At 58.6% G+C, this 18,177-nt stretch carries 19 protein-coding genes and 2 pseudogenes; 9 read left to right on the forward strand and 12 right to left on the reverse strand.

Annotation, left to right across the window (positions count from 1 at the left end):
* Positions 1 to 85 precede the first annotated feature (85 nt).
* The 3 genes from NLF94_RS03510 to NLF94_RS03520 all read left to right on the forward strand — a co-directional run bounded on the left by NLF94_RS03510 (position 86) and on the right by NLF94_RS03520 (position 4,005).
* Complete coding sequence (locus NLF94_RS03510) at positions 86 to 1,084, forward strand: transposase (protein ID WP_254837543.1); 999 nt, start codon at positions 86 to 88, stop codon at positions 1,082 to 1,084.
* Between the two features lie 181 nt (positions 1,085 to 1,265).
* Positions 1,266 to 2,084 (forward strand): hypothetical protein, encoded by an 819-nt coding sequence (locus NLF94_RS03515; protein ID WP_254840087.1) that lies wholly within the window; start codon positions 1,266 to 1,268, stop codon positions 2,082 to 2,084.
* A gap of 151 nt (positions 2,085 to 2,235) precedes the next feature.
* Positions 2,236 to 4,005, forward strand: coding sequence for a hypothetical protein (locus tag NLF94_RS03520; RefSeq protein WP_254840089.1), 1,770 nt, complete (start codon positions 2,236 to 2,238; stop codon positions 4,003 to 4,005).
* 416 nt (positions 4,006 to 4,421) lie between these two features.
* Here the strand turns inward: NLF94_RS03520 and NLF94_RS03525 are convergent, their stop codons facing one another.
* Complete coding sequence (locus NLF94_RS03525; protein ID WP_254840090.1) at positions 4,422 to 4,634, reverse strand: hypothetical protein; 213 nt, start codon at positions 4,632 to 4,634, stop codon at positions 4,422 to 4,424.
* A gap of 288 nt (positions 4,635 to 4,922) precedes the next feature.
* Between NLF94_RS03525 and NLF94_RS03530 the strand changes: the two genes are divergently transcribed.
* Complete coding sequence (locus NLF94_RS03530; protein ID WP_254840091.1) at positions 4,923 to 6,152, forward strand: outer membrane protein assembly factor BamB family protein; 1,230 nt, start codon at positions 4,923 to 4,925, stop codon at positions 6,150 to 6,152.
* Positions 6,153 to 6,221: 69 nt separating this feature from the next.
* On the opposite strand, the gene NLF94_RS03535 is transcribed toward NLF94_RS03530, so the two are convergent.
* The 7 genes from NLF94_RS03535 to NLF94_RS21040 all read right to left on the reverse strand — a co-directional run bounded on the left by NLF94_RS03535 (position 6,222) and on the right by NLF94_RS21040 (position 11,618).
* Positions 6,222 to 6,512, reverse strand: coding sequence for a hypothetical protein (locus NLF94_RS03535; protein ID WP_254840092.1), 291 nt, complete (start codon positions 6,510 to 6,512; stop codon positions 6,222 to 6,224).
* Between the two features lie 156 nt (positions 6,513 to 6,668).
* Positions 6,669 to 6,878, reverse strand: coding sequence for a hypothetical protein (locus NLF94_RS03540; RefSeq protein ID WP_254840094.1), 210 nt, complete (start codon positions 6,876 to 6,878; stop codon positions 6,669 to 6,671).
* A 207-nt stretch (positions 6,879 to 7,085) separates the two neighbouring features.
* Positions 7,086 to 7,904, reverse strand: coding sequence for an ABC transporter permease (locus NLF94_RS03545; RefSeq protein ID WP_254840095.1), 819 nt, complete (start codon positions 7,902 to 7,904; stop codon positions 7,086 to 7,088).
* Positions 7,901 to 8,710, reverse strand: a complete 810-nt coding sequence (locus NLF94_RS03550) for an ABC transporter permease (protein ID WP_254840096.1) — start codon at positions 8,708 to 8,710, stop codon at positions 7,901 to 7,903. The genes NLF94_RS03545 and NLF94_RS03550 overlap by 4 nt, the downstream gene beginning before the upstream one ends.
* Positions 8,707 to 9,618: an ABC transporter ATP-binding protein gene (locus NLF94_RS03555; protein WP_254840097.1), complete on the reverse strand. Its 912-nt coding sequence runs from the start codon at positions 9,616 to 9,618 to the stop codon at positions 8,707 to 8,709. The genes NLF94_RS03550 and NLF94_RS03555 overlap by 4 nt, the downstream gene beginning before the upstream one ends.
* A 296-nt stretch (positions 9,619 to 9,914) precedes the next feature.
* Positions 9,915 to 11,078, reverse strand: coding sequence for an outer membrane lipoprotein-sorting protein (locus NLF94_RS03560; protein ID WP_254840098.1), 1,164 nt, complete (start codon positions 11,076 to 11,078; stop codon positions 9,915 to 9,917).
* A gap of 189 nt (positions 11,079 to 11,267) precedes the next feature.
* Entirely contained in the window at positions 11,268 to 11,618 is a 351-nt protein-coding gene (locus NLF94_RS21040) for a hypothetical protein (protein ID WP_434085403.1), read from the reverse strand.
* A 203-nt stretch (positions 11,619 to 11,821) separates the two neighbouring features.
* Between NLF94_RS21040 and NLF94_RS03570 the strand changes: the two genes are divergently transcribed.
* A complete protein-coding gene (locus tag NLF94_RS03570) occupies positions 11,822 to 12,016 on the forward strand; it encodes a DUF7987 family protein (protein WP_254840099.1) in 195 nt (64 codons plus the stop codon).
* Positions 12,017 to 12,243: 227 nt separating this feature from the next.
* On the opposite strand, the gene NLF94_RS03575 is transcribed toward NLF94_RS03570, so the two are convergent.
* The 3 genes from NLF94_RS03575 to NLF94_RS03585 all read right to left on the reverse strand — a co-directional run bounded on the left by NLF94_RS03575 (position 12,244) and on the right by NLF94_RS03585 (position 14,490).
* Positions 12,244 to 12,486 (reverse strand): hypothetical protein, encoded by a 243-nt coding sequence (locus tag NLF94_RS03575; RefSeq protein WP_254840100.1) that lies wholly within the window; start codon positions 12,484 to 12,486, stop codon positions 12,244 to 12,246.
* Positions 12,487 to 13,086: 600 nt separating this feature from the next.
* Positions 13,087 to 14,346: an RNA-guided endonuclease InsQ/TnpB family protein gene (locus NLF94_RS03580; protein ID WP_254840101.1), complete on the reverse strand. Its 1,260-nt coding sequence runs from the start codon at positions 14,344 to 14,346 to the stop codon at positions 13,087 to 13,089.
* A 3-nt stretch (positions 14,347 to 14,349) separates the two neighbouring features.
* Entirely contained in the window at positions 14,350 to 14,490 is a 141-nt protein-coding gene (locus NLF94_RS03585; RefSeq protein ID WP_350355839.1) for a DUF2080 family transposase-associated protein, read from the reverse strand.
* A gap of 745 nt (positions 14,491 to 15,235) precedes the next feature.
* Between NLF94_RS03585 and NLF94_RS03590 the strand changes: the two genes are divergently transcribed.
* A complete protein-coding gene (locus tag NLF94_RS03590) occupies positions 15,236 to 15,637 on the forward strand; it encodes a hypothetical protein (protein ID WP_254840103.1) in 402 nt (133 codons plus the stop codon).
* A 140-nt stretch (positions 15,638 to 15,777) separates the two neighbouring features.
* On the forward strand, positions 15,778 to 16,209 hold the full coding sequence (locus NLF94_RS03595; protein ID WP_254841463.1) for a hypothetical protein: 432 nt from the start codon (positions 15,778 to 15,780) through the stop codon (positions 16,207 to 16,209).
* 103 nt (positions 16,210 to 16,312) lie between these two features.
* Here NLF94_RS03595 and NLF94_RS03600 read toward each other — a convergent pair whose 3' ends face one another.
* Entirely contained in the window at positions 16,313 to 16,519 is a 207-nt protein-coding gene (locus NLF94_RS03600) for a hypothetical protein (RefSeq protein WP_254841464.1), read from the reverse strand.
* A 23-nt stretch (positions 16,520 to 16,542) separates the two neighbouring features.
* On the opposite strand from NLF94_RS03600, the pseudogene NLF94_RS03605 reads away from it, so the two are divergent.
* Together NLF94_RS03605 and NLF94_RS03610 are read left to right on the forward strand one after the other, a co-directional pair.
* Positions 16,543 to 16,707: pseudogene (locus tag NLF94_RS03605) on the forward strand (transposase); the annotation flags it as partial.
* Positions 16,708 to 16,797: 90 nt separating this feature from the next.
* Positions 16,798 to 17,682, forward strand: a pseudogene (locus NLF94_RS03610) (IS1595 family transposase).
* Positions 17,683 to 18,177: the final 495 nt, after the last annotated feature.

Here is an 18,177-nt window from a genome sequence, read left to right on the forward strand (position 1 = left end):
GCAAGGCAACTCGACGTCGTTCATTCACCCTCTATTAGGCGGTGGTGCAGAAGTCCTCACAAGGAAGCGGTAGGACGAAATTGATGTGTCCAGCAGCAAGTCCGTCCTACCGAGTAACGATACGGTCGAACAGGTTTTCAAAGCACTGGAGACGGAGACAACGGCACTGTTCGAACACCTCGATGTCTCGTTTCTCACCGACTATCCCGTGTTCGCCCCCGATCCGAGGGGGCGAACACGGGTGCACGACCCACCAGAACTCCTGAAAGGTGTCCTCCACTGCTTCTACCACGATATCTACGGTCCTCGTCCGATGGCACGGGAACTCCACAACGAGGACGTCTGGCGACAGTGTGGCTTCGAGCGTCCGCCGTCCCGGCGGACACTCTCAAGATTCATCACCGACTTCGAACTGGTCGCCGAGGACGTATTCATCGAGTTAGTCCACGAGCTTGCCGAGCAAGTCCCGCTCGGCAAGCTCTTCCGCATCGACGGCACAGACATCCCCGTCGATCACCGTGACGAGGACGCTGACTGGAACTACGATCACGCAGAAGACGCCTACTACTACGGCTACGGTTGCTGTGTCGTCACTGCAGCAGACAATATTCCGGTTGCAGCGGCGTTCACTCCTGGGAAGAAGGTCGATGAGGAGACGGCGATGCGCGTCACGCGTGACGCGCTCGCCGTCGACACGCCACGCTGGTTCCTCGGTGATTCTGAGTTCGATATGCTGGGGTGGCACGACTGGCTGCTGGAGCAGTCAGTCGTGCCGATATCACCGTACAACCCACGGAATACAGACGATCCTCCAGACATAGAATACCGCGTCGAAGAACGAATCAAAGCACACAGCGACACAGTTCGTCTCTGGCAGCGCCAACTCGACGAGACGTATGCAGAACGCTCACGGGTTGAAACAGCGATTGGCGTCTGCAAGGATCTCGGCCTCGGGACCCCGCGGGTCCGAGGCCGAGTACGCGTCAAAGCACACGTCTTCATCGCTCTTTGCCTTCGATTGGCCGTTGCACTCGCTAATCACCATCGAGGAAACGATGTCGCCAGCCCAACCATCACGCTATGAGAACAGTTCTGCGCCACCGCCCCTCTATTAAATTAAAAACACAATTCACTGACTGTATCCCGCACAATATCAAAAAGCCCGTTCTCATGTCGGTACTGTCAAAATTAATGTTATGATGCGTATCTAGAGGTGAAAACCAGCTATTACATTTTTTCTGCCACCGCACTTGGCTCCTCTAAAGATGGTCGAAATCGACCAGTTGGTGTTCGGGGCGCTCATTGCTGCTCTCGCTCTCGTTGCAATCTGGCGAATGTCCGGCGCAATAAAAGCGCTCGTCGCCCTGTGGCGACGACCGCAGGTAACTGAAACAGATATTTCTACAGAGGAAACAGTTTCTGTGAAGGGAGAGGCGTTTGTCGAGGAGTCGGCAATGGCAACAGACCGGGTGTTCGACGATAATCCCCGAGATATAGGCTCGTACGTCTGGCGAGCAACATTTATTAGCGGCGGAAATTACACGTACGACTTCGACCGTGGTGAGTTCCGGAAGGCCCGCCGTTCGTTCGCATCGGGTATCGAGACTGGACGGTTCGGTGTTTCAATTGGTAAGAAGGATGTATACGTTGACCCATCGTGGCTGGGTCAGGCATACGACTCAAAACCGCTCTCAGAAGTTACGATCGGCGAACACCGTAGTAACGTATCGCTTCCGTTGCGCCTCTCGCAGCAGCTGTTCGACTCACCGTATCTCAATCTCACGACCGCCGGTGAGTGTCAGTCGGGGAAACTGTCTGACATTCTTGAGGTGAAGATCCACGACAATCGTACCGACGAGTTCATTATTGACGGCCGTGGGATTCCTGCAGGCGAGCAACTTTTCGTGAGTGGAACGGTAAGGGTCGAGGACGGCAGGCTTACTTTAGTCGGGACTGAAGACGCCCCATTGCTGATTTCTGATACCGGCCGGAAGGGACTCAGACGTCGGCTTGTCTGGAGGATACTGAAGAAGACGCTCCTGCTTTCTCTGGTAATTGGACTGGGTGTGCTATTCCTTGGCTAAGAACGCTAAGAACGCGACCTTGATTGGGCTGAGTTCATGGAAAATAAGCGCTAGTGTTCAGCAGGAGGGCTGAAACATATCACCTATTGGGGGTTTCAACAAGGCCAAAAATACATACTGTCTCTCAAGGAGAGACGCTGTTCGGTGGCTAATGAGAGTAGCACTCGTATACCTTGTAGAGGCGTTCATCAGTATGCACCCATGCTTTGCCAACAACAACGATGACAACGCGACACAGACGAGTCAGAGTCGACGCCGATTCCTGCTCGGGACAGGCGCCCTGACAGCAGCTCTGGCGGGTTGCAGCGGCGATGACGTTCAAAGAGCAAACGACACTCCGACCGACGCCACTCCGACCGACGACCCCTCAACGGACACGTTCGATCCGGCGAGCAGCCTCCCCTACGGCCGGTGGTTAACGACAGATCAGAGTGGGCTGTTTTTTTCCTACGCTAATCTGGACAATTTCCCCAAGGACATCGTCGCTGGCTCGGGAAACCCGTCGGACCTATCCGTCGATGATCCGCTGGCTCTGTATCCGCTCTTAATAGGCGGAGCAGCCGTCGGTGTCTGTCAATTGTCACTTTCGTTTACTGGGCTCACCCAGGCTGTGAGCCCCACGGCAACGTCCGACTCGACAATAAACGAGGTGACTGTCGCCAATGAGACCATAATCGCTGAGGGATCCTTCGCAACCAACCAACTAGATGAACGATTGGTCGAGCCTACAGACGAAACATTTGGTATCGCCTACGAACAAACCGGCACGGATCGTGGGTACGACCGATACGAGGCCGTTGACGTCCCCGATTCAGTGAGCGATCCACCTTCGGTAGCAGTCACAGACGAGACAGTCATCGTCGGGCCAGACGCCAGTCGACTCGACCAGGCGATCGCCGCCGGCGACGGGAATCGTTCTCGTGTCTTCGAGACCGATGAAACCGCTGCAGAACTGCTCGAACAGGCCGGCTCTGGTGATCTCGTGGTCGGTCGGTTCGGGTCAGCAACACCTGAGCAACTGTTCGGGGACCTCCAGCCCGACCCTGACCCGCAGTTCAGGCCGCACTCCGGTGAAAATGTGGTTACGGCAGTGGATTTCGACGCGAGCGGGGAGACGTTCGAGTCGCAGTTCGCCCTTGCCGCGGCCGACCTCGGTGAGGACAGGCGAGAGACGATCGAGACTTCGTTCGGGACAGCGGCCGTCGACGGCTCGCGATCAGTCGAGGTGAGCGACGACCGCATCACCGCTATTGGGACGTACGATGTCGACCAACTGTCTGCGGACCCCGCAGGGCAGGAGCTTTCGCAGGCAGCGGCTGCGGAGCTGGTGTCGCCGGAGGCGCTGACGTTCCAGTATGAGCCGCCACGTGGTCAACAGTTCGGTGAACTCTGGGTACGAGTAACCGAAGATACCGACGCCGCAGGGATCCGGATAGAGGCTGATTCGGGCGGATACACCGAGATGCAGCCACAGGACCGGTCTGTCAGTGCCGATGACCGCGTTGCGGTCCAAGTTGATCCGGACGGGGACTCGGTAACTGTCTTTGCGGTCAACGCCGAGGGTGCGGCCGGTGAACTCACGACTTTCTCCGTCCCCACGGACGAATTGTCCGAGACAGCGGCCAGCGAGGCGGTTCCGGCAGATGCGCTGTCGTTTAGTTACGAGTCCCCTGATGGTGGCGATCTCGGGTCACTCACGGTCGAAGTCGTTGCAGACACGGACGCCAAGACACTCGTCGCGCAACCACAGGAGGCACCGGGTCTGTTCACCGACCGTGTCGGTTCGCTGACCAGTGAACAGTCGGTCGATGCTGGGACAACGCTCGAAACAGCCGTAGAGCCAGCGGGCGACGAGGTCGTCGTTTACGCGACTGTCGACGGTGCCACTGGTGAGGTTGCCCGCTGGCAAGGTCCCAATTGAGCAACTGAACTGGTTTCTGTGAGCGATACGTGGTCTTTCCTGTCCCTTCGACGTCCGTGAGCGCAGAGTGCCGTAAGAGGTGGCTCTCGGCCTTCCAGAGGTTTGTCTGGGGGCACCCAAAACGGAGGCGTCGGTACGCGTTCCGCGGGTGTCGGAGTCCTTCACCGGCAGAAACCAGGGAGGGCAGCGGGGAACGCAGGGGTGTCAGAGGGCAGATGGCCGGATACTCAACCGCCTCCGGCCGCGGACGGGGCAGTGGGTCAAACGGGACCGGATGGGTGGGGGTGACAGTGTCGGATACTTTTTGGGGACCGCCTCCGACCGGCGGCTACGTGCTTCTACCGGCGGATGGATAATCAACACCTGTGGCGCGTTTCTGGCTCTGAAACACTGTGTGACCGCGAACCGCTGCCCAGTCAGTCGGCCCCGCCGGTATTGGCGTAGACGACACCGAGTAGCATGAGGAGTATTCCGAAGACGACAATAGCGGTCGAAACCAAGTCGGTTCCGCGAGCTGCGCCGAACACCCACACTGCGAAGCCGAGCCAGACACCACATGGCGTCCCTCCGGCGTCGGTTCCGAGCCATTCGATCACGGGATTGTGATATACGTATTCCATGTCAGTCACACCGCGAGTCGCCCGAGTGCAACCGCGACGGGTAGCGGATACCGATACGTACTCGATGACGGCCCATCAAGTCTGACAGCACATCTCTGACTCTGAAACACTGGGTTACGACAACACACCTTGCCGCCGAGATCGGCTTGCGACAGAGAGCGTGGACTTCCCTCTGACCTCAACAGGCGGGGTACCCGCTTTCACGGCAGCCGAAAATGCACACTTGAGTGGTGAAGAACTGTTTCTGCCTCCGAGACAGCTTGAAGCAATTAAATCCGGTGGTGACTGAGTTGGCGTATGGACTGGAGTCGGCGTCGGGTACTCGCGTCCGTAGCCGGTGTCTATGCGGTCTCGGGGTGTCTCGGTTTGACAAGCGACAGCGGTCGACCGCTTCCGGAGACACCGGAGGGAACGTGGAGTCAGTCCGGATATGACGCACAGAACACGTGGGCGGCTGATGTCACGGTCCCCGCTCGCGGGACACCGGCCTGGAGCGGCGGTAGCGGGTTGATCACGCCGCTGGTCGTCGACGGAACGGTGTACACCGTCGACGACGCCCTGACCGCACTGGACGCACGAACCGGCGAACGCCAGTGGCAGACGGACCTCGGCATAGAGGAGTCGCCGAACTCTGCCACACAGCCAGCGGTTGCCGACGGGTATCTGATACTCGCTTCTGACGGCAGACTCCGCTCGTTCGACACTGCTGACGGTAGTAAGCGGTGGGAACGGACCATCACTGGCTCACCAGCACAACCGATAACGGTTGCCCCCGACCAGCAGGTGGGATTCACGTTCTTCAGACGTCCCAAGGGCGACGAACTCCCGACCGAACTCGTTGTCTTCGGGGTCGAAACGGGCGAAACTGAGTGGACGGCCCCAGTACGTGCCCCCGGAGCTCCGCCAGCGGTGTTCGGCGATCATCTATACGTTGCCGGATGGAGTGGGCCGGAGACGCAGGTTCTTCGATGTCTCAGACTGGACGACGGCAAGCCGGTCTGGGAGCGGGAAATTGGAGACCGAAAGACACCGCCGATCAGTGCAGATACGGGTGTGTTGATCGGCGATGGGGCAGACATCACTATCTATAATCATCCCGACGGAGAGCGCCTGGCCTCGATCGGCGTGTCACTCGGACAGATCCGTGCGCTCGCTATCGACGACGGCACCGCCTTCGTGCTCGGGGAATCCGGTCTCTCGGCGGTTTCGGTGCCAGACGGGGGCGAGCAGTGGTCTCGTTCAGAGGGAGAGTCGTCGGACTACGCGCAGGCTGACGGTCTCGCAGTTGGGCGTGAGGCCGTCGTGGCACCGGTGTTTCCCGACTCCGAAAGCTCCCCGTCCATCGCTGCGTTCGAGAGAACCGACGGCGCGCCACGGTGGTACTATACCGTCGATGACGGATGGAGTCCGACGATCGTCTCCCCACCAGTCATCGCCGACGGCGCAGTATTCGCGATGAGCAACACGAAAAACGGGGTGACTGCCCTGGGCGACATCCCGCCTCGGACCGAAGAGACTGACTCGTGATTTCGTATACAGGCCCCTCATAACAACGAGCGAGTCAGTCACAAGCGCTCAATCGACAGCCAGTACCGTTCAGATGGCGACACCGTACTGTTCGTCACGGTCGACCACGATGTACCCTTGCGCGTTGAGTGCTTCGTCCCGATATCGATTCGCGACGATCCGCTGAGGGATACGTCGTAGGCCGAACCGTCGATCGGCGGTGTACTCGTACTCAACGACTGTTCGGCCGTCTCTCGTTTCGATGGTTGCGACGTACGTCGACCATGGCTGGCCACTCACCGTGAGCTCCAGTTCGATCCGGGGGTCACCAGCGGGCGTGTGACCCGTCTGTGTTTCGACCGTCACCTCGACCGACCGCAAGCCGAACAGATACGAGAGCCGGTACTTGACCGTTCCATCTCCGGTGGTAATCTCGTCTGCGATTCCCCACTGGAAGACGAGAATTGGCGGTGTCGGTCCCGTGAACGATTCGACGACGGACTGAGCGTCCTCGTCAGTTCGAAGCCGGACGGTCCCCTATGACTCGATAATCGGGACACGCGCGACCACGATCAACAGTGTACCGACGACCACGGCAGGCACCAACGAGGTTGCAACGAACGTGCCGAGGAAGACGACCGTGGCGAGCACGACAACCAGCGCACTCAGCGGGCGTTCGCGTCTGAGGTATCGCTTCGCGACGGCGAGTGCCTCCTCTGGTCGGTCGACGGTTCGTGCGGAGGGCATCAACCATCAGCACGGGGGTCAGTTAGGGGTATTGAATCCGCTACACAGAGACAGCGCGAGAAAAATCACTCGTGGGGTTTCGGTCACCCTCGCCGTCGACTCGTGGGTTCGAACGGTAGGGCTCTCCCAGACCACCAGCAGGATCCCTCCGGACGAGATGAGCCCCGTAGAGTGACTGACACTGGCGGGACGCCGGACCGACGACCCCTACAGGTCTGCCGGCTCGAATCGGCGAAAGCCAACCATCAGCGGCACCACAAACCAGACCATGAGGACGACGATCCCCATCCACCAATCGACGTAGACCGGGGCACCGTCGGCGATGTACCGTGTTGCGAGGTCAACGTCGAACCCGGCCCGGAGGAGGCGGTCGTAGGCCTCGTTCGGTCCGAGAAGTCGGAACAGCAGCGCCCAGTCGGGCATGTTCGAGAGGACCGAGACGTCGAACCGGTGCAGGATCACCAGGATCAGCGAGTGTAACCCACCCCAGAGCGTCACCAAGGCGAAGTAGCCGCCGAAGGCGCCCAGCGTGATCCACCGGTTGACGGTCGTCGCCATCGAGAGACCGACGGCGAGGCCGACGAACGCCAGTCCGTACAGCGCCGTCGCGACCAGGAACCAGGGGAAGAGGACGGCCCCGTCAGTCCCATACCGGATGGCACCGACGACGCCCGCGACGGTGAGTGCGACGAGCGTCGGACCAAGGAGGACTGCCGACCGTCCGACGAGTTTCCCGGCGAGGAAGTCCTGGCGCGAGTGGGGGAAGGAGAGCGTGAGAAAGAGGCTCCCGCTGGTGCGCTCGTGGACGACAGACTTGTAACCGACGAGCAGTGCGAGCAAGGGCAGGGTCACGCCGACCACGCCCGCCAGCCCGCCGAGGAAGGCCGGGAACGTGCCCTCGCCCAGATACGAGTGAGCGAGCGCGTACCCGACGGACAGGACAGTCAGGAGGGCAAAGAGGACCCAGAGACCACGTGACCGACTGGCGTCGTTGATATCCTTGTACGCGATATCGCGCCAGGTCACGAGAGATCACTCCCGGCGAAACGCAGGAAGGCCAGTCCGAGCGGCCCGACGGCCCAGCAAGCGAACAGGACCAGCGCGACCCACTCGTTGAGGTACCACGGTCCCTCGACGCCGGCACCCGGCGTGACGAACCCATCTACGACGCGACCGAAGACGCGACCCGGTTCGAGACCCACGAGGAACCGGATCGGTCCGGGTAACCCCCCGTCGGCGAGGCCGGCCGCCGCGAGACCGAGTGCGAGTGCGTCGGCGATCGCGTCCCAGACGACGACGAACAGGAAGACCAGTCCGAACCCGAAGACGAGCGCGCGCCGCCGCGTCGCGGACACGAGCGAGACGGCGGTTCCTAATCCGGTCCAGACGACGCCGAACGTGACCGTCAGTGCCAGGAACTCGACGAACGGGAGGAGAGCGAGTTCGCCCAGCGGGTAGACGACCAGGGCACCGGCGCCGACCGTCGCGGTGACGAGCGCCCCGACCACGACTGCGGTCCGACTAAGGAACTTCCCGAGAACGACATCCCGGCGGCTCTGCGGGAGCGACAACGAGAGACGGATCGACCCCGACTCGCGCTGGCTCGCGATGGCGTTGTAGGTCACGAGCATCCCGACGAACGGCACGAGCGTCGTGAGCCACCCGTGGACGAACCCCGGGAAGTGTGCCGTCGTGATCGGACCACTCGTGAGCAGCGGGTAGATGTACCCCGCGAGGAGGACGACCGACACCAGTAATCCGGCCAGAAGTTTGACTGACCGCGCTCCCACAGTAAGAGAGAGGTCCTGTCTGGCGACGACTCGCCACGTCATCGTCCCGACCCAGTGTACTCGATGAACATGTCTTCGAGCGATGCCTCTTCCGTGCGGAAGTTCACCACCTCGACGCCCGCGTCGTTGAGTTCGACGAGAATGTCCATCTTCGCGTCGTTTGTGCACGTGACCTCAATCGTCGAGTCGTCCTCGCTCACCGCCGTCTCGACGCCCGCGACGGACCTGACACTCTCCAAGGTCCCGTTGTGGAGGCCGTCGACGGTGATGACCAATTTTGTCCCACCGCCCATCGAGGCGCGCAGTCCCTCGATGGTGTCGATGGCCACGAGTTCGCCGTCTTGCAGGATGCCGACGCGGTCACAGACCGCCTCGACCTGTTCGAGGATGTGCGACGAGAAGAAAATCGTCGCCCCGCGCTCGTTTTCCTCGCGGAGGATCTGCCGCATCTCCGCGGCACCGTTCGGGTCCAGTCCCGTCGAAGGTTCGTCGAGGACGAGCAGGTCGGGTTCCCCGACCAGCGCCATGCCGAGCACGAGTCGCTGTGCCATCCCCTTGGAGTAGTCGCTGGCTTTCCGGTCGGCGTCCTCGCGGATGCCCACCCTGTCGAGTACCTCGATAGGGTCGGCCTCGACACCTTTCGACCGGATGGCGTACTCGACGTGCTGGCGGCCGGTGAGTCGCTCGAAGACCGAGTAGCCCTCCGGGAGGACGCCAACCCGATCGCGAGCGGCGACCCCCTCCTGCTGGCAGTCGTGGCCGAATATCTCGACCGACCCCTCGGTCGGCGTCACGAAATCGAGCAAGGTGTTGATGAACGTTGACTTCCCCGCGCCGTTTGGACCGAGAAAGCCGAACGTCTCGCCCTCATCGACAGTCAGATCAACCCTGTCGAGGGCGATCTCCGTCCCGTACTGTTTCGATACAGCCGTCGCATCGATCGCTGGCATACTACCACCGACGCCTCACAGCGTCATAACCCACCAGCGAGACTCTCCGATCAAGAAGCACGAGGGACACAGTTATAAGTCAGTAATTCTGGGTGCCGTACCGGTTCGTGGCTGTCAGAGCGACCTCGGTAGCTCCTTCGCCGTTCTGCTGGCCTCTCGCTAAAGCAGGCAATGACTGGAAAGTGGTGAGTCGTCGACGCCGCTCCTATCGATAGCGACACGCATGAGTCAGGAAAAACTGGGCCGAAGAGTGGTATCTGGAGGCGGCAGTGAGGCCCGATTCGATCGAGCCAGACCTACTCGCAGTTGAGCGAGTCGGCGACCCCGACGGTCTCGTCCTTCGAGCGGTCGCCGGACACGCGGTAGGTGGTGTCCTCACAAGGTACGACGACGACCGACGTCGTGTTTCCGTCGTACTCGTACTCAGTGTAGTACCCGGTGTGGTTGCCGACGTCTATCGTCTCGTATCTGTCGCTCTCGCTGAAGTTGTACTCCATCGGCAGGTGTTTCACAACGGTGAGACTCTCGTCGTCCTCGGTCACGTAGCGCAGCGTGACGGAGTGATAATCGTCATCCGCGATCACGTACCCTTCCTCGAAGGTGTACGCATCGGGGATGTCGGCCGAGGGCACCGACTGGTTCGTGTCCTCCCGCAGCGACGACAGCGAATCGTACTCCGTCACTTTCGGGAGCGACTGCTCCGGTTCGGTGGCGTTGTCGGGGACGTCGATCGTGAACCGGTCGTCGGGGATCGACGCGTTCAGACTGACATTCCGGAAGCGTGTGGTCTGCTCGAAGTCCGTCTCGCCGTCGTCGAGTTCGCTCGTCATTACAGTCGGGAAGTAGGTGTCCGTGTCCAGCCAGACGGTCACGTTGGGAGAACCGAGGGGGTCGCTCGCGTTCGTCGGCGTCACGGTCAGCAGGTAGGCTTCCTCGCCGTCGATGCGGTCTCTTCCCTCGTAGGCGATCTCGGTATCGGTAACGAGGCCGTCGACCGGCGTCACATCGGCCATATCGACGGACACGTTGAAGCGGTTGACCTGGTTGTTCTCGACGTCGTAGGACATCATCCCGCTCTCGTTGCGAACGGTGATCACGTGCGTCCGATTGGTCTCCCACTCTGTCCGGACACGGTCGTTCTCGTAGTCGACCCACATCCGCCGTTCGCTCGTTATCGTCGTGTTACCGTTGATCGTCGTGTTCGTTTCGTAGGCCATCACGACAGATTCGAGTGACTCGATACGCTCTTCGAACCGGTCGACGACCTCGTCACCGGCAGGGGTCGACGAGTCCTTCGTTTCGTCCGGGTCATCGGACAGCGCGTGTGCGAGTTGTGTAGGCGGTACGTCGTCGGAAGGTTGCTGGGCGGCGACTACCCCGCCGATACCGACGACGGAGAGGGCGACCAGCGAGCCGAGCGTGACTGCCACGAGGGCACCACGCAAGTTGTCAGGGACCATTGCACTCCGGCGTTCGAACGGGAGTATCTTGTACCCGGCCCCACCGTCGCCAGTCTGGAGACGTGCGAAAAGATATTTACAACTTCGGTCAAGCGTCGGCCGAATCCTGACGCCGGGTGAGAGCGTGACCTCGTGGCACGTCCGTCGAACATCGGTCGCTGTTGGCGTCGGGCGGCCCTATGATTACGACTAAATGATACTATCTGTGGCCACGACCTCATCTACGCCGTTTACGCCGATGATAAAACAGTATACCGGCTCACATTCCGTCTCTACGAACAGTACAAGTTGTCGGAGAAGGTTTGCAAGTGACGTTCTGATTTTCGGCATACTGCCGATATCGTGGTTATAGCCATCTGTGTGCGGCTTCGTGTGCGACAGTTGTCGGAATGAGAACCCAGAGGAGAACGAATCCAATCGTCTCGGGAGATGGCGCGGAGTCCACGAAGCCACTAACAACGCTCCTGTGGCAATAACTCCGACAAAGGTCGAGATGTACTGCGGATCAAGCCACGAGTTCGGAACGTCCGTCTCGGACATTGGCGGCCCTTCGACATAGAGATGATAAATGGTTACCACATCTAACGACGACTGCACGGAATCACTCTCGGAAGACGTGAAACCGGTACCGCCGAGGAAGAGACCGTAGTCGGCTATAATTGTCGCAGTACTCGGTTGGTGGGAGTTGCTGGCTGTGATACCGTGGACAAGGTCTTTCCATACCACAACCAAACATCGAATTGATGTCAAAACAGTCCTCCAAACAGTCGAATAGCCTGGTCAGTACAGAAACCAAGATCACCGCTATCTTTGTGATACTTGCTATCATTTCGGTGTTCGGTACGACAACCGTAACCGACCGTCAATGGATTCACTTCGCCGTACTCCTCGGCGTTGGCGTCGTCGTTCCGACACTCATCAACGAATGGCGTGACTGATCGGAGTTCGGGCGCGAGATACACCATTATAATCACTGCGGAGTTTTCGCTGACACGCTCGTTTCCAAGCACGAAACCATGACCCGAGTTCTTTACTAGCCGATGGTGTCATAGAATGGTTACCACACCATATCTGCGACCGCCTGTGGACGATATAGAGGGTGCAACCAACACGTTGATGATTCCGACGAAGATTCGGTTGCCGCCAGTTGTGGCACTGGCTGATCTCACGGTTTCAAGCGGTCGAGCAACCGAATGATCCAGCCGGCGGCGAACCCGATGAGGATGAAGACAGCAATCCCGAGCAGTGGATGAATATCGAAGAGCGCATCCATTGGCAACACCGGGTCACCGTACACCCGCCAGGTGAGGTAGTCCCCGGTGAGGGCGGTGTAGATCCCGCCGAACAAACCAAACAGGGCGCCGATCCACGGTGACCAGCGACCGTCCCAGCGATGACGGTCCACCATAACCAGTTCAGGCGTGGGCCGAAATAAAACCGGTTGTGATTCTGTGGCTGTCGGAGAGAGGGACCGTCTCTGACTCGGAGCCACCGACTGTCCACTGGAGTGTACAGGATTCGCAGGCTTGTTCTGACAGTTGGTTCACCGGGTGATATATGAAATCAAGTCCTTGTGAATCGTTCTATGACACCCTCTACTGGCCAGGAACAGGATGTCACAGAACGGGTGTCACACCAGTCTTTCCACACTTCGTCGCTCAGTGTAATTCCTACATAGCCGAAGAACGCTGGTACCGAAGATACGCTCCGCTACCGATGCAAATTGTGGCGATAAGCAACAATCCACCGCTGAGGACACCCCTCAGCGTGCCTGAAACTCCGGGGTTTTCGACTATGTTGAAAGCCCGCTGAAACACAATTAGTTGAAATACTAATAGAAGGCTTCCGCCGGATACCAACAGCCGACTTTTCAAAATTTCGCTCATATTTCAGCCAGCACCCGGCAACTATATACGCGTTACCCACGCTCTCTATCTCGGAAACGCGAAAATATAGACGGTGTTTCTTCAGGCACTCCTGCTGAGTAACGTATACAGGCTTCTGTGAACTACCCCTTCCTACTCGCCGCCATCGGCGGCTCCGTGAGGCAGGGGCTTCCTGCTTCCACGACACGCTTTGCAGACACAACCGCAGTGTCCACAGGGAGCGCAGTCTCCACAGGCGTTCCTTCGGAGTATCCCACTCCTAATTCGGTGAGTCCGCGAAAAAGAATGTTCCACGCCGCGTTTGCGTCTCTATCCGCTTCGAAGCCACAGGCAGGACAGGAATGTTCACGCACCCACAGCGGTTTGTCTGTTTTGACTCCACATGACGCACATTCCTTGGTCGTGTCTTCCGGATCAACCTCCACGAAGTGCGTGCCTTCGCGCTTGCACTTGTATTCGAGCAGATTGGTGAAGGTGTCCCACGCCGCCGACGCCGTGTTGCGCCTGTTGCGCGGCGATTCCAGCATCCCTTTCACGACGAGGGATTCGACGGCCACCAAGTCGTACTCCAGAGCATAGTAGGCCGAGAGTTTGTGTAGGAAGTCACGCCGCTTGCGCTTGAGTTGCTGGTGGCACTCGGCAACACGCCGACGTTGCTTCTCCCAGTTGTTCGACCCGTACTCTTTGCGCGAGAGGTTCCGTTGCTCTCGTTCAAGCCTGTCGCGTTCGTCCGAGAGGTCAGGTGAACCAACTGCCGTTCCGTCAGTGTCGTGGGCATACTTCAGAATCCCCACATCGATGCCAACCATTTCGTCGGCGTCAATCTCCTCAAGCGGCGGTTTGGCCGGTTCCTTTTTGTCGGAAACGCCGAAAGAGGCATACCACTCTCCTGTGGGTTCTTTCTTGAGTGTGACTTCTTTGACTGTTTCATTGTCGGGAATGTCTCGGTGGCACTCAATGGGAATATCCGCAAGTTTCGACAGCGAGAGGACAGCCTGACCGTTCTTCTTGTCGAACTCGAAGCCAGACTGGACATAGGTAAAACTGCGGAACTCTCTGGGCGCCTTCCAGTTGAGACTCCCGACGTTGTAGCCCTTCTCTTTCAGTTCTGAGAGTGCTTTGATGTTGTCCTCGATCCGCATGACAGCGGCCTGTGCGACCGTCGAGTACAGGTCATTCAACTCGTCCCACCACTCTTTCAGGTCGGTGAGTTGGTCTCGAACTTGTCGCACTCGTTGGTTGAGCGTTCCCGCAGACTCAGAGATCTCGTTAAACTCTCCGAGCGCGTGGTTGTAGAGTTGCCTGCAGGTGTCCCGGTGGTAGTCCAACAACTCATGCTGTTGGGCGGTTGGCTTGAGACGATACCTGTAGGCGTAGTGCATTGGTTAATCGGTTGGGTCTGACGTTCTGACGATTTTCACGTCTGCGCCGCGCCAGTCTTTGGGGACGAGGACGTGTGCGCCGTTGCCGGTGGGTTTTACTTCGCCCTCGATGACTTCGTGGCCTTCAATTTCGTGTCTATCCATCATTTTTGTTTCGACATTGTTTCAACATAAACGTATCGGTTCGTGGGCCTGTGGGCCAGCAGCAAGCAGGCGGAAAAAAATGATGACGGCGCTGTATCCCCTCCCTACTGCGCTACTCGGTCGCTCCGCTCCCTGCGTTGCTCCTTGAGGAAGGGGGCTTAGCGCCTGTGATCAGCTAAAATAACCACCCTGTCAAGAGTTCTATGACTCCCTTTCACCGTTCAATATGTCTACTATGATCGATACCAGACAGGATTCCACCGTTTTAGAATGGCGGTTACAGCCGTTGCAAAGGCAATACTCACGAGAAATGCGATAGTGGCGTTAGTCCATCGCTGGATTCCAGTCATATCCGCCCGATACCAGGCGAACACTGCGACAGTGACGCCGATAATTACGATACTCGCAGTCTCGTCTCTGGAAAATCCGTCCATCGTTAGTACCCTTTGTCTGAATATACGCGGCTATACAGTGTCCACCCGATTGCCGAAGCCGCGACGATAACACCGATGACTGTCGGGATGATGGCACTGTCACCGTCGAACGACCACCCAAAGAGAAGATAACCGCCGACAGCGACCACTGCGACGCTGTAACCGATAGTTCTGATTACCGCTGACTCTGAACGACCTGCGCCGGGCATACGAGTGTCTAACATCCCGATAAAGTGTTAATTCCGGGGGCGAGTTGTGAAGTCTGAAACTGTCCCACGCGCTTTTTTATACACGCTTCTTACACGTCTTCCATGCCCGAGTCCCCGTCTCTCCGTAATCGACTGCGTGCTGACCTGACAGACAATCAGTGGGTGACGGTAACAGCGATTGGACTGGCTTTGGTGGCGTTCGCATTGGTGTCGCTCGATAGTAGTCCACTCCCTGTATCAGCCGACTTCGGTGCCGAGTTCCTGCTGTCATTGAGTCTCATGGACATGGCCTTTGCCTATGACGACTACTGGCCGGTCGAGTACCGGCCGATGTACGCGGTCATGTGGACGCTCTTGTTCGGGGTAGTCACGGTTGTCGTCTTCTTGAGCGTCTACGAACTCGGACTGTCGCAGGTCGGAAATACGACTGCGAGTATTGCGGCGTTCTTGATAACGGTCGGCGTTCAGTTCGGGAGCGCAATCCTGTACGCTCGCATTCGTTGACGACACCGATTTTTTCTCGTGTTTTCATTGAGGGCGTAACAGAATCATTGTCACACCTCGACTGATGTCTTTCCCGGGTTAGCATCGCGTTCGTAATTGGCGATAGCTATAACGAGTCGGAGACAGAGCGCCAAGAACACGTGTGTTTTCACACATTCGAGTATGTCGAGTACGAAGGCGAAACGTTCCGCGCCGTGACCCAGGAGCGAACAGTTAGTGTTCCCGAATGGACTTATAAGCTGGAGGAGGTCCGCGACTCGCGGGAGCGTCTTGAGACGTACGCTACCGAGGCCGTTCCCGATGCCCGATTGGATGCACCATCGCTGTCGGACGACGGCCGCGAAGTGCTGGACGCCGCCGTCAACGAAGAAGACGGGCGGCCCACGTACGAAGAAGATGCCCCACTCTCGGACGGGCTCGCTTCAGTGCTTGAACAGCTGGGTATCGCAGCTGACCTTCAGTCACTGGATGCGTATGATGGCCTGACACGGTTCACTGATATTGTCGCATTGTACGACGGGACGTGGTACAGGTTCAGGCTCGTCATCGACCCCCAATCCGGATTGTTATAGTGTCTTTAGGGTTGTTCGACTCCTACTCCTCATCCACACTGGCGCGTGAAATAGCCGGACAGTAGCCATCACCATCGGGACGAATCGCAGCATCGAGTCCACGTCACTCAAGCAGCTCGGGGTGGCCGGCTTCGGTTCGGTCGACACGAGGCGGATAATCCGTTCCGGCGGCCCAGTACCGGTAGCCGCCTATCGCCACCCCGTAGATGCACGCCGTTCCGACCCAGAAGCCAACGAGTGGGGTCCCAGACCAGGACGCCCAGTCGATCACGAGTGGCCAGGTGTTCCCGAGGCCGTGGAACATGGCCATCAGGTAGACGTTGTGGGTTAGTTCGTGCCGCGTGGTTTCCGCGCGGCACGCGGCCCTCTGTCGAACTTTCAGGCCAACGTGATTGGACGTGTCTGCTGGGCGCGATCACCGAGGACGGTGATCGCTTCTTCTCTCGATTTACCGAGTACGTCACGGCCGAACACGCGAAGCATTTCATTTTAGCATTACGCTCATCCGTAGGAGATTGTGGATACTGCTGAGCGGTCGCTGTAGAGTCAAAGAGGACAAGGGCACCGCGTCAGCGGTGCCCGACACGAATGATTCCGCTCGATGTGTTTGGGTCGGAATCGGTCGCAGCGGACCTGCTGCAACAGGTCCGCTGGCGTGACGGTGTTACTTGTCCTCGCTGCCGTTCTGACCGGACGGTCAGAAACGGCAGCTACAGAGAGTTTCAGCGGTATCTCTGTAAGAATTGCGACCGCACGTTCAACGACAAGACCGGCACGATCTTCGCTCACTCGAAGGTTGCACTCCGCCGGTGGTTGTTCTCGATCTACGCGTTCCTTCGGTTCAACACGAGTCTTAGACAGCTACAGTGCGAAATCGAGGTGACTCACAAGACGATCCACCGGCGCATCGAGCGCTTCGCCAGAGCGCTCGATGCGCCTTCCCTCGATCTCGTTGGGCCGGTCGAAATCGACGAAGTGTACGTCTCTGCCGGGAAGAAAGGCCGCGAGCGCGACGGTCCGTCGCGCTCGCGTGGCCTGTCCACGCGCGGGCGTGGTTCGTACGATGGCGACAAGCCGCCCGTGTTCATCCTCGCCGATCGCGGCACCGGACAGCGGTACGTGATTCCGGCGAAAGCCGCAGACTAATCGACGATTCGACTCCTGCTCGCCGACCGCCAGCAGGAGTCGCTCACTGTCTATACCGACGGCTTTCGGGCGTACGAACCACTCGAAGAAGATGCCACGTTCGACCGCGAATACGTCGTCCACGGCGACGGTGAATACGCCGACGACGAGGTCCACATCAGCACCTGCGAGAGCCACGCGTCGCTGACGCGACGGTGGCTCTCGCCCCATCGTGGCGTCTCGAAAGACAAATTGACACAGTATCTCAGAGCGTTTCAACTACGTCGAGAACTGTTTCGGAAACCCGGACGAGACGCTCTCAAACACGCTGTTCAAGCAACGCTGTGAAATCAACAACGTGCTACGCAAGAGCGTCGTTTAATATCCCCTGTTCCTGCCAACGTTCCTGGAACCCCGGATCGTTTGCCTGTCGGAGCGGCTCTTGTCGCGTCCGACGCCAGTTGGCTTGTTCTCTGGCGAACCACTCATCCGAGGGATACTCCGGATCATCATACGGGTCTCCGTTGAATTCGGTATCCGATGCAGAGGCTGTTCCGACTATCCCCATAGCACTGGCAGCGGTGCCAGATCCTGCAAGCTGCAGTAATTGACATGTTTAAAGTTGACCCTTATTATCGGGCCTTCTTATTGTCGAACCAAATCTAAGATAACCACTAAACAGTAGTGCCGGAGTATAACGGTTTATTACCTGACACTCCCCGGTAGGTGATCGTAGATACAGGTCTCGGCCTAGGCTCTAGCACTCTTCCCTAAAGCCCAAGACGATGTTGTCTTGGCACGTCTCTTCTCTGATCTCAATATTCGGGTGATCAGACAGTGAGA

This window comes from Natronomonas marina, from assembly GCF_024298905.1.
Taxonomy (GTDB): domain Archaea; phylum Halobacteriota; class Halobacteria; order Halobacteriales; family Haloarculaceae; genus Natronomonas; species Natronomonas marina.

What these genes read in the sequence shown, in the direction of transcription:
- NLF94_RS03585 (WP_350355839.1), bottom strand. Translation starts at nt 14,490, where the DNA reads ATGGATAGACACGAAATTGAAGGCCACGAAGTCATCGAGGGCGAAGTA.
- NLF94_RS03600 (WP_254841464.1), bottom strand. Translation starts at nt 16,519, where the DNA reads ATGGCCATGTTCCACGGCCTCGGGAACACCTGGCCACTCGTGATCGAC.
- NLF94_RS03555 (WP_254840097.1), bottom strand. Translation starts at nt 9,618, where the DNA reads ATGCCAGCGATCGATGCGACGGCTGTATCGAAACAGTACGGGACGGAG.
- NLF94_RS03550 (WP_254840096.1), bottom strand. Translation starts at nt 8,710, where the DNA reads ATGACGTGGCGAGTCGTCGCCAGACAGGACCTCTCTCTTACTGTGGGA.
- NLF94_RS03560 (WP_254840098.1), bottom strand. Translation starts at nt 11,078, where the DNA reads ATGGTCCCTGACAACTTGCGTGGTGCCCTCGTGGCAGTCACGCTCGGC.
- NLF94_RS03580 (WP_254840101.1), bottom strand. Translation starts at nt 14,346, where the DNA reads ATGCACTACGCCTACAGGTATCGTCTCAAGCCAACCGCCCAACAGCAT.
- NLF94_RS03520 (WP_254840089.1), top strand. Translation starts at nt 2,236, where the DNA reads ATGAGAGTAGCACTCGTATACCTTGTAGAGGCGTTCATCAGTATGCAC.
- NLF94_RS03575 (WP_254840100.1), bottom strand. Translation starts at nt 12,486, where the DNA reads ATGGTGGACCGTCATCGCTGGGACGGTCGCTGGTCACCGTGGATCGGC.
- NLF94_RS03530 (WP_254840091.1), top strand. Translation starts at nt 4,923, where the DNA reads ATGGACTGGAGTCGGCGTCGGGTACTCGCGTCCGTAGCCGGTGTCTAT.
- NLF94_RS03515 (WP_254840087.1), top strand. Translation starts at nt 1,266, where the DNA reads ATGGTCGAAATCGACCAGTTGGTGTTCGGGGCGCTCATTGCTGCTCTC.
- NLF94_RS03570 (WP_254840099.1), top strand. Translation starts at nt 11,822, where the DNA reads ATGTCAAAACAGTCCTCCAAACAGTCGAATAGCCTGGTCAGTACAGAA.
- NLF94_RS21040 (WP_434085403.1), bottom strand. Translation starts at nt 11,618, where the DNA reads ATGTCCGAGACGGACGTTCCGAACTCGTGGCTTGATCCGCAGTACATC.
- NLF94_RS03540 (WP_254840094.1), bottom strand. Translation starts at nt 6,878, where the DNA reads ATGCCCTCCGCACGAACCGTCGACCGACCAGAGGAGGCACTCGCCGTC.
- NLF94_RS03590 (WP_254840103.1), top strand. Translation starts at nt 15,236, where the DNA reads ATGCCCGAGTCCCCGTCTCTCCGTAATCGACTGCGTGCTGACCTGACA.